Annotated in this window: 10 protein-coding genes and 1 pseudogene; 4 read left to right on the plus strand and 7 right to left on the minus strand. The window is 58.0% G+C overall.

Going from position 1 to position 13920, the window contains the following annotated elements; genetic code table 11:
* A partial coding sequence (locus NW838_RS15280) for an ACT domain-containing protein (protein WP_414428333.1) occupies positions 1–449 on the plus strand: 449 nt, incomplete at its 5' end.
* Positions 450–705: 256 nt separating this feature from the next.
* On the opposite strand, the gene NW838_RS15285 is transcribed toward NW838_RS15280, so the two are convergent.
* A complete protein-coding gene (locus NW838_RS15285; protein ID WP_414428334.1) occupies positions 706–1569 on the minus strand; it encodes a sulfite exporter TauE/SafE family protein in 864 nt (287 codons plus the stop codon).
* 310 nt (positions 1570–1879) lie between these two features.
* Between NW838_RS15285 and NW838_RS15290 the strand changes: the two genes are divergently transcribed.
* Complete coding sequence (locus NW838_RS15290; protein WP_414428335.1) at positions 1880–3598, plus strand: transglutaminase domain-containing protein; 1719 nt, start codon at positions 1880–1882, stop codon at positions 3596–3598.
* 32 nt (positions 3599–3630) lie between these two features.
* Complete coding sequence (locus tag NW838_RS15295; RefSeq protein WP_414428336.1) at positions 3631–3858, plus strand: Uma2 family endonuclease; 228 nt, start codon at positions 3631–3633, stop codon at positions 3856–3858.
* Between the two features lie 339 nt (positions 3859–4197).
* Here the strand turns inward: NW838_RS15295 and NW838_RS15300 are convergent, their stop codons facing one another.
* The gene (locus NW838_RS15300) at positions 4198–5262 is read right to left on the minus strand and encodes a Gfo/Idh/MocA family protein (protein ID WP_011432295.1); all 1065 of its coding nucleotides are present in this window, start codon (positions 5260–5262) and stop codon (positions 4198–4200) included.
* Between the two features lie 109 nt (positions 5263–5371).
* Positions 5372–6949, minus strand: a complete 1578-nt coding sequence (locus NW838_RS15305; RefSeq protein ID WP_414428337.1) for a phospholipid carrier-dependent glycosyltransferase — start codon at positions 6947–6949, stop codon at positions 5372–5374.
* A gap of 211 nt (positions 6950–7160) precedes the next feature.
* On the opposite strand from NW838_RS15305, the pseudogene ilvB reads away from it, so the two are divergent.
* Positions 7161–8960: pseudogene (gene ilvB / locus NW838_RS15310) on the plus strand (biosynthetic-type acetolactate synthase large subunit); the annotation flags it as partial.
* A gap of 297 nt (positions 8961–9257) precedes the next feature.
* Here the strand turns inward: ilvB and NW838_RS15315 are convergent.
* The 4 genes from NW838_RS15315 to NW838_RS15330 all read right to left on the minus strand — a co-directional run bounded on the left by NW838_RS15315 (position 9258) and on the right by NW838_RS15330 (position 13917).
* A complete protein-coding gene (locus NW838_RS15315) occupies positions 9258–10865 on the minus strand; it encodes a glycoside hydrolase family 57 protein (RefSeq protein ID WP_414357790.1) in 1608 nt (535 codons plus the stop codon).
* A 159-nt stretch (positions 10866–11024) separates the two neighbouring features.
* Positions 11025–12500: a glycogen synthase GlgA gene (gene glgA / locus NW838_RS15320; RefSeq protein WP_414357789.1), complete on the minus strand. Its 1476-nt coding sequence runs from the start codon at positions 12498–12500 to the stop codon at positions 11025–11027.
* A 545-nt stretch (positions 12501–13045) separates the two neighbouring features.
* Positions 13046–13471, minus strand: a complete 426-nt coding sequence (locus NW838_RS15325; protein WP_011432290.1) for a DUF2996 domain-containing protein — start codon at positions 13469–13471, stop codon at positions 13046–13048.
* 80 nt (positions 13472–13551) lie between these two features.
* Positions 13552–13917 carry an NAD(P)H-quinone oxidoreductase subunit M gene (locus tag NW838_RS15330; RefSeq protein WP_011432289.1) on the minus strand — a complete coding sequence of 122 codons (366 nt, stop codon included), beginning with the start codon at positions 13915–13917 and terminating at the stop codon, positions 13552–13554.
* Positions 13918–13920 lie beyond the last annotated feature (3 nt).

The following is a 13920-nucleotide window of genomic DNA, read 5'->3' on the forward strand; positions in this document are numbered from 1 at the left end:
CCTGCCCGATCAACGATCACCCCGACAATTGCACTCGCTTTTGGGTTATTGGCCGTGCGCCGCTCTCGCGTTCCGGTCAACAGGGTGAAACCTCTGCCGATCCTGCTTCTCCGGGGGGATCCCATACTTCCTTAGCCTTCAGCCTCCCCCACAACGTGCCGGGAGCGCTGCTGAAACCTCTGCAAGTGTTTGCGGAGCGAGGCCTGAATATGTCTCGCATTGAGTCGCGCCCCACCAAAAAATCGGCAGGGACGTATGTCTTTTTTGTCGATTTGGAGAACCCTATCGGCCAACCCTATTTGGATGCCGAGGTGGTTGCGGCGCTGGAATCAATTGCTGAAACCTTGAAGCTCTTCGGCAGCTACCCTGTGCATGACCTCTGCAAACAAGGGGATCTATCCCAAGTAGCAAAAGCCCTGCCCTCTGAGGGGAAAGCGCGTCCAGCGTAGCCAAGTCTTTCAAACCGTTGAATCCATCTGAGTCATCAGGCCCGAAAGCTGGGAGCGACACCCGATAGAGTCATTTCAGGTTAGGGTGAGACGCCTGGGCTGCTGATCGCGCCAGCGGGACGGAGTCCTTGAAAAGCCTTCTGGATCAGTGCATGCAACATTTTGGGTTTGAGTTCAGTGTCCCAGTTTAAATCCAAATGACCGTAGCTTGGAACCAGGACTGCTGTCCCGAGCACTGGGGCAGACCAGGATCACTTCACAGAGCTCGATAACCTTGCCAGGCTTGCCAAAAAATGTAAAGAGAAAGAATGGCCAGGAAGCCCCGAAACAACAGACTGACGGTTTCATCGGGCAATTTGGGCAGGGTGCGTGTGCTGATCTGTACACCGATTAACCCCCCTGTGCCCAAGATTAAACCTGGGATCCAGAGCACATTCTGGTGGATGGTGCCGTCCCCGAACCCCAGGCCATTCCAGATCCAATCGCTGAGGCCCGCATGGCTGGCGGTGGCAGCAACTGCTGTGATTACAATGGCCCCCAGACTGGTCTGAATCGCCACTTTGATCGTCTCTTTCAGCAGCAGGATCTGCATTGGCACCAGGATCACCCCACCGCCGATGCCAAACAGCCCGGCCAACAAACCGGCAGCGCCACCGGTCAGGGCGCGGGCTAACCAGGGAGACATCTGTCCTGAGGACTTCGCACCACTGTCGCGAACAGCAGCAGGCGGGAACTCTGTCTCCAGGGCTTGGGTGGCCACCTTTTTGCGCAGCTCCACCAGATAAGTGTTGGCCAGCAGCAACACCCCGAAGGCTGTCAACAGCAGGTAGCTGGGAAGGCGACTGGCGATGATCGCCCCCACTTGGGCCGTAAGCAATGCGGGGATCCCCAGCAGGATCACCCGTTTCAGATCCAGCATGCCCATCCGCCAGTTTTGGATGCTGCCTGCAATCGAGGTCATAACGATGGAAAGGTTGCTGGTGGCTGCAGCTTGAACCGGTGGTATCCCCAAGCTGACCTGTAAGGGCACCAGGATCGTTCCACCGCCAATGCCCAGAACCCCGGCTAGGATCCCTGCCACCAAGCCCCCAACTGCCAAGGCCAGACCCTTTTCTTCCATTGCTTCTCGGCCCTGCTCATCAACAAAACAAGCAAAATGTCTGCTATGGTAGCATTCTCCGTCCTCGGCAAGACCATCAGGGAAGGGATCCCTTGGGGCGGGGTTGAAAAGAGGCGCATCATACAAATGTTGGACAGTCGTACTGATCTGGTGCGGATCGCGCTAGCGCGCCAACTTCTCCACAAGCAGGGAAGCCTTCATGGTTGCCATTCATCCGGCAAATGATCTAGGTGCTCTGAAAAATCCGGGTTCTACGGCAGAAGGATCCCAGCCCGCTTGGTGGCCTCAATCTGGGCAGCAACAGGGAACTGTGGCCCCTTTGCAACCGTTGGGGCTGGTCGCTTTGGAAGGTTTGGCCACCTGGGGAGATTGCCTACTCGGCTTGGATCGGGTGAGGGGCTATTTGGTGGAGATCCAAGAGCACAACACCCTGCTGCTCAATCCCCATCATGTCCATTCTTTCCAAGGCGCTTACGGTTTGTGGGTAGAGTCAGAAGGGGATCAAGCGTGGATTTGGCTCAGTCGGGAGCAAGAGGGGCAAATCTTGCGCATTCCCATGTCCGCTCTGCAGCAACCGGGATCCCTGGAAGCCTTTCAAGTGTGTAGCTGCCCCTGCCCCATCGAAGGGATCGCCCTCTGGAGCGATCCCCACACGGGAAACCGCTACCTCTATGCCACCTGCTACAAACGGGGAAAAATCCTGCAACTGGATCCCAGCCGTGGCCTTATTGTGCAGGAGATGCCCGCCCCTGGGGTTGGCCGAGAACACATTGCGGTGCAGGGAGACTACCTCTGGGTGAGTGATCGGGTGGAAGAGACGATCTATGTGCTGGAGCGCCAGACCGGGCGAGAATTGGCCCGCATCCTCACCCCTTCTCCTGGGCCGACAGGCTTGGCCTACTGGCGGGGGCAGCTCTGGGTAGCCTACGCCCACGAAGAAGCCTATATCCACGACAACCCCAACGCTCCGGATCCCTTGTCGGTGGCCCTGCGCGATAAAACCTGGGTGGCCCCCCTACGCCTGCGGCCTTTGGATCCCCCTAGCTCCCCCGACCCCTCTGGCGGCAGTGGAACCGAGGCCGAGGATTCCCCCATTGCCTGTCCGGTAGTTTTTCAGCCCCAGTGTCTGGGGGAACGCGCCACCTACACCCTCTCCCACGGCTATCGGGTGGAGCTGACCTATGTGGAAGAAATTGCCCAAGAAGAGCCGCGCTTCCTGCCCGATTTGGTCTGGCGAATTGCCTTGCCCTGCAACAGCCTTCGCCAACGGGTGCGCAGCCTGCACTGGGTAGGTCTGCCGTTTGAAGTGGAAGAGCAATCTGGCCAACAGGTGGCGGTGTTTTCGCTGGGATCCCTGGGGGCCCATGAGGTGCGCTTGTTTGGCTGGCGGGCGGTGCTGGATCTCTACAGTATCAAGTACTGCATCGATCCGCTGGATGTAGAAGATGCCGTCGTGCCCCCAGACCTACGGGATCGCTACTTGGTGGACGATGACTACCTGGCCATGGACACCTCGATTGTTCGAGAGGCAGCGCGGCGGGCCGTCGGCAGCGAGACCAACTTGCTGCGCAAAATGCTCAATATCCGGGCCTATGTTTACGACAAGCTCTCCTACCGGGTCACCTCTCGCATTGATCCGCCGGATGAGGTTTTGCGGCGTGGCTCCGGTTCTTGTGGCGAATATGTGGGGGTGCTGTTGGCTTTGGCCCGCCTCAATGGGATCCCTTGCCGCACGGTGGGGCGCTACAAATGTCCTCCCCATCCAGAACTGAAAGGGATCCCGCTGTTTCCCCAGTACAACCACGTGTGGATTGAGTTTTATCTGCCCGGCTGGGGTTGGGTGCCGATGGAGTCGAACCCCGACGATCGGGGGGAGCGCCCCTATTCGCAGCGCTACTTCATGGGCTTGCCCTGGACCCATGCCGAGATCGCCAAAGGGATCCCTTTCGAGACGATCAACACCGACCAAGCCTCAATTGGGGAGCTGGCCATTAACCATGTGCAGTTTCGCATCTTAGAAGAAATTTGAAAGGCGAATAGAGTGAGAAAACGGGCCTGAGATTGGCCAACACTGCTCCGGGAGTGATTTTTGCCGAAGATAACAATGTGGCTCCTGATGTGGTGTGGGTGAGCCGGTCTCGACTGAGAACAGCGCTGGGGGCGGATAGCAAACTCCACAGTGCCCCAGAATCGGCGGTAGGAGTGCTGAGCCCTGGAGCTCGCAATATTGGCCAAGATAAGCAAACTAAGCTCAAGCTTTACAGTCGGCTTGGGCTACAGGAGTATTGAGTGGTGGACTGGCAACAGCAACAAGTGGAAGTCTACCGGCGCCAGCAAAGGCAGTTGGTGTTGATCAAAACTTGCTTGGGAAAGATGAATTGGACTCGAATTGGACTCGCCGTTGCTGCCGGGGCTTGCGTGCCCGATTTCACAGCTGTGGATGCCACCTCTTGCCTGAGTCTGGTGGGAGCCCCATTGCTCGCTCGAAAAGCTGCCACCCGAATGGGGAGCTGTCAATAGAGCTGCACTCCGCGGGCGCGAATGTCGCTTTTTCTTCCCCAGCCTGATGCTGGAATGGCTATGGGCCAACAACAGGGCTCTGCCCCCATCTGGGGCTTGCGTTAAAGACTAGGATAGGAGACTACGGCGGGGCTTGGCTTCGCTCCAGGCACATCCATCCAAAGCAATCCGCTCTACCTCCGAGGCCAGCCTCAATGCTTTCAGGGCCTGTTCCCCACCCACAGAAGGTTGGTTGCCCCCCCGCACGCAATTGATGAAGTGCTCCAGTTCGGCATGCAGCTTGTCGATATTGTCGGTGTGGACTTTCTCAATCAAACAATCCCGCTGGTAGGGCATTTGGCCGTAGTCGCTGGTGCTGCCGACGGATCCCTGGCGGTACACCGAGATCTCATTGTGTAGAAAATCTGCTTCTACCAAGGCATTCTTGCAGTGGACGGCAATTTTGCGCACCTTGCGGTGGGTGACCTTGCTGGCAGTGAGGGTGGCGATGGCACCGTTGGCAAAAGTGAGAGTAGCCGTGACGTAGTCCAGGTAGCCCAGCTTGGAGATGCGGTTGCCGCTGGCGGTAATCTGGGTCACGGGAGATGGGATCAGCTCCAGCAACAGATCGATGTCGTGGATCATCAAGTCGAATACCACCGACACATCGCTGGCGCGGTCGGAATAGGGGCTGAGACGGTGAGCCTCGAAAGCCAGAGGTTCTTCACTTTGCAAGACTTGGCCCAGCTTTTGGAAAACAGGGCTGAAGCGCTCGATGTGCCCCACCTGCAAAATACAATTGCAATCGGCAGCTCGGTTCACCAGCGATTCTGCTTCGCTGATGCTGGCAGCGATGGGCTTTTCGATCAGCACATGTACCCCGGCCTCCAGGCAGGCCATACCCACCTCGTGGTGCAGAACCGTCGGCACGGCAATGGCCACGGCAGCTACATGGGGCAGCAGATCGCGGTAGTCCTCATAGAAATGAACGCGGTGGCGGCTGGCCACATCCAATCCCCGTTCCACGTTGATATCCGCTACCCCCACGACCCGCACATCCTTCATCAGGCTGAAAACGCGGGTGTGGTGCTGGCCCATGTTGCCTACCCCGATCACCCCAACCGGGACAGCTTGCTCTGAATAAGCCAGTGGACGGCGGGGAGAGTTGGCAGAACTCGGGCAAGATCGGGCCATGACGTTTCCACTACCTCCACCACAAGGGTTTCGCGAACCTCGCTCCATCTTTCGGTAACGGAGCGCCGCATTTCACGAAACAAACTTCACAAAGCTTACCATGCCTCCCTTAGATCCAGTTCAAGCCGGGGATGGGCGGCAGGTGCAGCGGGGGCTGTTGGCAGGATTGGGGGCTGAAACAGAACAGCGGCACCGGGCTGGAGCGAAACCACATGCGGGCGTAAAATCCGCTTGGGCTGAGGGGCAGGCCAAGCCAAACGGGGAAAAAGAAGACAAAGGACGCCAAAACCAAGGCCACCGCCGTGATGCTCGCCCCGCGCCAAAAGCGGCGATAGCTCTGCCAGCCCAGCAGCACCAACCAAGCCAGGGCTAGGGTGCTAAACGCCAGGGCGCTCATGTAGTGGTAGATAAAAACGCAGCGGCTGACCCTAAACCAAGGCAGGTAATTGGCCGCATAGCCAATCAAAATGAAGGCTTCGAGACCGTGAAAGTGGCGGATCCCTCGCCAGACGAGCACCAAGATGGATCCCGTGCCCAGCCACCACAGCCAAGGATTGCCCAAGCCATGAACAGCTTGCCAGAGGTTGCCCTGACTGCCGAAGTAGTAGGCCACGGGGCGGCCCAGAATTGGCCAGGACCAAGCTCCTGCCGAGGCCAAGGGCGTAGTCAGCCAAGGACGCAAAGCCGGGAACCAAGCCACCAGGGATCGCAAGCTGGTGGAGCAGTAGGGGTGAACAGGGGTCTCTTCGTTCACCACCAGGTGGGCTGCCATGTGGCCGCCGTAGATGGATTGGTTGATGAGCACCAGGGATCGGAAATAATTCTGGATGCCCGTCCAGCTCCAATCCAGAGTTAGTCCCTGTTGGGGATTCAGCTGCAGGTGCGGGATCCACTGAATGGCGTAAAAGGCCAGCGGAGCGAGGATGAAGCAAAACACATAGTGCCACCAGCGCAGATGACGAATCTGGATCAAAATGCCCAACCGTGGGATCCACTGCGGGCGCAGCCAGACCACCCCCCAGACGAGGATCCCCAACAGAGCAAACATGAAGGTAAACCAGAGGCCATTCCACTTCACCGCGGCTGCCGCCCCCAACAGGATCCCGGAGCAAGCAAAGTGAGCAGCCCGTCGCCAACCTTGGTCTTCTAGACCTCTCAGCAACAGAATGGTCGCTGCCAGCCCAAAGGCTACCAGATACACGTTGATCAGGCCAAAGCGGGATTCCACCAGAAACACCCCATCGGTCAGCAGCAAAACCCCGCTCAACAGAGCAAAGCCCACGTGGTAGGTGAGGCGGTAGGCTAAACCGGTCAGCAACAGAGGGATCAGGGATCCGCAAAAAGCAGTGGCGAAGCGGAATCCCCACTCGTTGCGGCCAAACACCTGAATGCTAAGGGCAATGAAGTACTTGCCCAAGGGGGGATGCACATCGTAAAAAGGCTTGCCATCCAGGTAGTTCTGGGCAAACTCCGGGAAGTACACCTCATCGAACACAGGTGCCGGGAACTCGTCCAGCCGCCACAGGCGCAACCCCAGACCCACCAGAAAGATCCCCAGCGCTCCCCATACCAGCCACTGTCGGGATCCCACAGCACTGTGCGGGGATCCGAGGATGGGCACAGCTAGCCGCAAGCTGCCCTGAGACCGCTCCGGCCCGGGGTCAATGGGGGTTGGCTCTCCAGTCATGGATAGGGCACTCTCAACACTCCGGCGAGGATCCCTAGGGATCCCCAGTGTTACTTTAGCCGACCGTGAAAGTCTAAGCGATTCCAAAGCAAACCACTGCTAGACTGTAGAATTGAATACAAAGTTGGCCAACTTCTGGCCAGTACCCTGTCTGCGCTGGCGCTCCTGAGAGCGGGCGTTTGACGTTCGGTCATCTCAGTGGGGAGGAGACACCGTGGCGACTGGTGGATATGCGTTGGTGGACAGCCTGCACCGGCATGGGGTGCAACACATCTTTGGCTATCCGGGGGGAGCCATCCTCCCCATCTACGACGAGCTGTACAAAGCCGAGTCTCAGGGGCTGCTCAAACATTACCTGGTACGCCACGAACAAGCGGCTGCCCACGCCGCCGACGGATATGCTCGCGCCACTGGCAAGGTGGGGGTGTGTTTTGCTACCTCTGGCCCAGGGGCGACCAACCTGGTGACGGGCATCGCCAACGCCATGATGGACTCTGTACCCATGGTGGTCATCACTGGGCAGGTACCTCGCCATCTGATTGGCACCGACGGCTTCCAGGAGACGGACATCTTTGGCATCACCCTGCCCATTGTGAAGCACTCCTACGTGGTACGGGATCCGCGCCAAATGTCTCGGATCGTGGCAGAGGCTTTTCACATTGCCGGGACAGGGCGGCCCGGGCCGGTGCTGATCGACATCCCCAAAGATGTGGGCCTAGAAGAGTTTGACTATCAACCTGTCAGCGAGATCAACATCCCCGGCTACAAGCCCACCGTGCGAGGCAACCCACGGCAAATCCATGCGGCGGCCAAGCTGATCCTGCAGGCCAAACGGCCCTTGCTGTATGTGGGAGGTGGGGCGATCATCTCCGGTGCCCACGCCGAAATTGCCGAGCTGGCCCACACCTATCGGATCCCGGTGACCACCACCCTCATGGGCAAAGGGGCTTTCGATGAGAACGATCCCCTGTCGGTGGGGATGCTGGGCATGCACGGCACGGCCTATGCCAACTTCGCCGTCACCGAGTGCGACCTGCTCATTGCGGTGGGAGCCCGCTTCGACGACCGCGTAACCGGCAAGCTAGATGAATTTGCCAAGCACGCCAAAGTCATTCACATCGACATCGACCCAGCCGAGGTGGGCAAAAACCGTGCGCCCGATGTGCCGATTGTAGGGGATGTGCGCACTGTTCTGGTGGAGATGCTGGCTCAACTGAGCAAAATGCCTTCTACTCCAGGCCTAACTCAGGCTTGGCTGGATCGGATCGAGCGCTGGAAGCGGGACTATCCCCTGCAGGTGCCCAGCTACGAAGGCGTGATTGCCCCTCAACAGGTGATCGATGCCTTTCGTCGTCATGCTCCCCACGCCTACTACACCACCGATGTTGGCCAGCATCAGATGTGGGCGGCGCAGTTTCTGCGCAACGGGCCGCGCCAATGGATCTCCAGTTCTGGGCTGGGCACCATGGGCTACGGGTTCCCCGCGGCGATGGGAGTCAAGGTAGCCCTGCCTCACGAAGAAGTCATCTGCATCAGTGGCGATGCCAGCTTCCAGATGAACATGCAAGAGCTGGGCACAGTGGCTCAGTACGGCATTGCCACCAAAGTGGCCATCATCAACAACGGCTGGCAGGGCATGGTGCGGCAGTGGCAGCAGGCCTTCCACGGCGAGCGCTACTCCCACTCGGATATGTCTCCCGGAATGCCGGATTTTGTCAAGCTAGCCGAGGCTTTTGGGGTAAAAGGGATCCGCGTCGATCACCCCGATCAACTGGAAGATGCCATCCAGGAGATCCTCAAGCACGAGGGGCCGGTAGTGGCCGACTTTGTGGTCAAGCGGGACGAAAACTGCTACCCGATGGTGCCTGCCGGCAAAGCTAACTATCAGATGATCGGGCTGCCGGAGAAGCGGCAACTGGAACAAGCCGCCGAGCTGATCTACTGCCCCAATTGCGGCACCAAAAACCCCACCCTGCACAAGTTTTGCGCCGAGTGCGGCACCAAGCTCTAGAACCGACGGCCTGACCATTCGGCTGGGGAAGGCGGGCCCCAGCAGCAGGGAGTCTTCGGGGATATCGGGGCTACTGAACAAGCCAGATTAAAACGCTCCCTGAGCGCTCTGCGAGGCCAACACGAGCGACTCCTGCCCCTTTCCCAAAAGGAGAGGAAGGTTGGGATCAGCGCAACGAACGGAGGATCCCTCCTGCCCTGGGGTAGTTCGATCCCCTCAAGGAGGGTAGCCGGAAACTTCTGCCTCTGGTGTCTCTGGCGGTCGGAAGCAGGCACCCTCCAGACCTGCCCAACCGGCTTAGAGGGGTCGGTAAACCCGGTAGTTGATATTGGGGAAGATGTTGTCCATGTATTCCACCTTGGCCAGCCACTGCTCCTCTTCAGGGGTGGCTTTTTCTCGCCGAAACTGACCCTCTTTGATCTTCTCGTAGAGGTGGTTGAAGCGCAGCAGATGGGACTTGGTGCGGCGCACTGCATAGGGAACCATCGTCCCTGTGCGCATGATAAAAGCCCAGTCAGACGATTGAGCCAGTAGCAATTCTCGCGCCGCCTGGTTCAAGGCCCGCCATTCTAGGTCATCGGCAGGCTCGCGACGGCTCAGCTCGATCATCCGCTCGGTGGCCTTGTGCAGGTGGGGGTAGATCCAGGCGTTGGTGGGGTTGAGCCAGTACTCGTGGAAGCCGCGCGCCCCCCAACTGGACTGGGCAGGTTTGCACACCTGCTGAGTGGGGTTCTCCCGCAGGTACTCCGCCAGGTGAGTCATGCGGTAGGTGTTTTGGTCGAAGTAGCTCTTGCGGATGAGAAAATCCAAAAACCAAGGGCCCTCGTACCACCAGTGGCCGAACAACTCCGCATCGTAGGGGGCCACCACCAGCGGCGGGCGGCCCATGACGCTGTACAAATATTCGATTTGCCGCTGGCGGTTGAACATAAAGTTGCCCGCATGCTCTGCCGCTTTCTCCCGCGCCCAATAGGGGTCGTAAAGCTGCTTTTGCCCCAGGTCCAGGTTGCGCCCGGTGATGCGGTGGTACTTGATGCCGGTGTTTTTCCGCTGGCCGTTGGGCATGATGTAAGGCTTGATGTACTCGTAGTCGGCCTCATACCCTAGGTCTTTGTAGAACTCGCGGTAAACCGGATCCCCTGGATAGCCCACCTCTGCCGACCACACCTGCTGCGAAGACTCGTGATCCCGCCCGAAAACGGCGACGCCGGTCTCGGTAAAAATAGGGGCGTACATGCCGTAACGAGGCCGGGGCTTGGCGTAGAGAAGACCATGGGCGTCGGTGATCATGTAGCGCAGGCCGGCATCGGCAATCATCCGCTCCAGCCCTTGGTAGTAGGCGCATTCCGGCAGCCAGATCCCCCGCGGCCATTGGCCAAAGTGCTCGTTGTAGTGCTCACAAGCTACAATCAACTGCGCCCAGACTGCCTGCGGGTACATCTGCATCAAGGGCAGGTAGCCGTGGGTAGCCCCACAGGTGATGATCTCCAGGTTGCCGCTATCTTGAAACTGTCGAAAGGCCCGCACCAGATCCCGGTCATAGCGCTCCCAGAGATCCCGCACCATGGCAAATTGCTTGATGTAGTGCTCGGCCAGGTAGCGAATGTGGCCGTTGGTGGTGTTTTTGTCGTACTCCAGTTGGGCCAGTTCTTCTAACTTGGTCAAGTAGTGGTCGTAGCGCTCCTGCAGCAAGGGATCCCGCAGCATCGACACCAAGGGCGGCGTCAGGGACATGGTGAAGCGAAAGTCGATGCCATCTCGCTGTAGCCCCTCGAACATGTGCAGCAGCGGCACATAGGTCTCCGTGATGGCTTCGTAGAGCCATTCTTCCTCCAGCACAAAGTCTTGCTCAGGGTGGCGCACAAACGGCAGGTGCGCGTGGAGTACCAAGGCGAGATAACCCATGGCAGCCGGGGATCCTTACAGACAGGGAAAGATAACGGAGCAGACTTACCCTTCTCAGCAGCAAATCTGTAGAGAAGGTTAAGCCCAAGATTGCTACCTATCGTCCAGCATTTCATCCGCGGGGTCAAGAGCTGGGATCGCTGGGGATCGCTGTTGGGCTCAGCGGTGACGAATGAAGTCGTAGATCTCCAGATACTCCTTGCCAGGATAGTTCCAGGAGTAGTCGTAGCTCATGCCTTGAATCTGCAGTTGACGGAACTGGTCAGGAGCGGTGTACCAAAGGTCGATGGCCCGATCCAGAGCCGACTCCAAAGCAGCTGGATCTGTGTGATAAAAGACGTAGCCGTTGCGTTGCTCGGGCAATTTGTGGGGATCGTAGTCGCGGTCGAAGACGGTATCCACCAGGCCACCCACTCCTCTCACCACCGGAACTGTGCCATACTTCAAGCCAATCATCTGAGTGAGTCCACAGGGTTCGTAGTGGCTGGGCACTACGATGATGTCTGCCCCCGCATAGATAAGGTGGGAAAGTTCTTCGTTAAAGCCCAACTCAATGTGAACATCGGGGTTGTTGTTGAGGTAGCTTTTCTCGTGGGCAAACCAAGCGCCGATCCCTCGCTCCGTAGCGGATCCCAGCAGAACAAATTGGGCATTTTTGAACAGGGAGCGGTAGATGGCATGATGCACCAAATGCACGCCCTTTTGCTCGTCCAATCGCCCGATATAGGCCACGATAGGCTTGTCAACATCCTGCAGTAGCAGCCGTTCCCGCAGAGCTTTTTTGTTTTTAGCTTTATTTTCCAGCGTTTGAGCAGTGTAGCGCACGGGGATAAAGCGGTCGATCTCCGGGTTCCAAATGTCGTAATCGATGCCATTCAAAACGCCGCGAAACTTGTGCCGGTGCAAGTAGAGGGTATGGCCAAGTCCATAGCCGTAGTCGCCAAATTGCACCTCCAGCGCGTGATTGGGAGAGACCGTAGTGACAAAGTTGGAAAAAACAATTCCCCCCTTCATAAAGTTGAGAGAAAAGGGGTTGAAGTTATCGCGCAAACGGTCGTAGTGGAAGTAGTAGGGTTCGCGGTTGAGGCCGGTAGCCCAAAGAATCTCTGGGCCGCCAAAGCCTTGGTGTTTGAAGTTGTGAATGGTGTAGCACACCCGCTGGTTTCCCATGCCGTGGTACTTGTAGATCTCAAACAGCAGCACCGGTACCAACCCTGTCTGCCAGTCGTGGCAATGGATGATGTCGGGGCGCTTGTTGCTTTGTAGGAGAAACTCTAGAGCCGCCTTGCTGAAAAAAGCAAAACGCATGTTGTCATCCGGGCAGCCGTAATAACACCCGCGATTGAAGAAGTTATCGCCCGAGTGGGGCTCAATAAAAAAGCAAAGGCGGCCATGCACCCAGCCGCAGTACACCGAGCAGTGAATGGCTCCCCCGTACCAGGGCACCCAGAGATCGCGATAGGCGTCGTGCAAACCCCAGATCTGGTCGTAGCGCATCGTGTCGTACTTGGGCAAAACCAGCTCGACACAGTGGCCCCGCACCTCCAGCTCGCGGCTGAGGCCGTACACCACATCCCCCAGTCCCCCCGCCTTGATAACCGGGGCGCATTCAGACGCAATCTGCACGATGTACATTTCGAGACCTCCCGTAGCACCGCCTTAGCTTTCTTTACAAACGATAATCTTTTTGGCCTCGACAGAACATCCCTCCCAATGGCAAGGGATCCCTGCACTGGGGAACAACCTCTGGGCCGACCGGGTTCGAGCCCCAGCTGCGCCGTTTGCCGGGGAACCTGATCTACGGGAGCAGCCCTCTGGGCAATTATGGGCATTTCGATTCAAACTAGAAACGTTGAATGCACGGGGCCAGAAGGCTTTTCAAGGACTCCGTCCCGCTGGCGCGATCAGTAGCCCAGGCCTCTCACCCTAACCTGAAACGCGACTATGAACGGCTGATCCCGCTGGGGCGGTACCGTTCTTCGAGCCAAGTGCGCAGCTCATCTTCCGGGAAGGCGGCAGCCAAGGTGTCCGTTCTGGGATCGTGGGCATGCCAAAGAACATGGCCGGATGGATCCTGGCTTTACGGTAACTGCAGCCGGCTGCACCTCCCCTCGTCTCTTGCGAGCAGGCTTACTCTCTCCGGCTAGGGGTAGCCAGGGATCCTTCAAGGTCACGCGAACTCAATACCACTGCTGAGCGTAAAGGCGCTGCACCAAATAAAACACGAATAGGTTGACATCCACGCGCCGCTCGTCGATCATAAAAGACTCGATGGTGCTGGCCGGGGATCCTTCGGTGGTACAGCGGAAGAACTTGCGGCCATTCAAGGATCCCTCAGCAAACAGCACGCTAAATTGCTTCTTGCCTCCTGCAAACGCGCCGACCAGCGTCTTGCCTTCCAGGCGCAGCTCCAGATCGCTGACTCCGCGCTTTTGAAAAGCCGCAATGGCTGCCGGGATCACCTCTTCCGTGATCTGTTGCTCGAAGGGCTTTTCTTCCTTAGCAACTTTTTTCGCAGCGGCTTTGGGGGAATCCTCAGCAGCAGGCTTGGCAGCTTCAGCGGGTTTCTCGGCAGCAGCGGCCTCGGGGGTGGGTTCTCCAGACATGGGGAAACGCTCCGACAATCAGATGGGTAAAAGCCTTAGATGCAGAACAATCAAAAACTCTGTCCAGAACCGGCAAAGAGCTAGCCCTTGGGGATGTATTGGCCGACAATTTCTTCAGCAGGGATCTGGGGAAAGCCCATGCTGAAGTTGGGGGCACGCCCCTGCAGGTTATAGGCGATCTCCCCTTGCTTGAGCAGGGAGCGGATGAAATGTTCCAGGTCAGACCCAATGCGGCGGATATTGTACTCGGTCAAGTCTCGCCCCCGGTATTCTTCCACCAACTCTTCGAAACGGGCATAGACCTTTTGCAGGGCAGCATCAGTCCAGACCAGCTCGTTGTCCGGATCCACATCGAGGGTAAACAGGTCGTCGCGGGGCACGAAGTTGTTGTCTGCAGTAACTTCACCGGCAAAAATGTGGACGTGGCGAGTGGTGCATTTCAGCATTGC

The organism is Synechococcus sp. R55.2, assembly GCF_047462075.1.
In the GTDB taxonomy this organism is placed as follows: domain Bacteria; phylum Cyanobacteriota; class Cyanobacteriia; order Thermostichales; family Thermostichaceae; genus Thermostichus.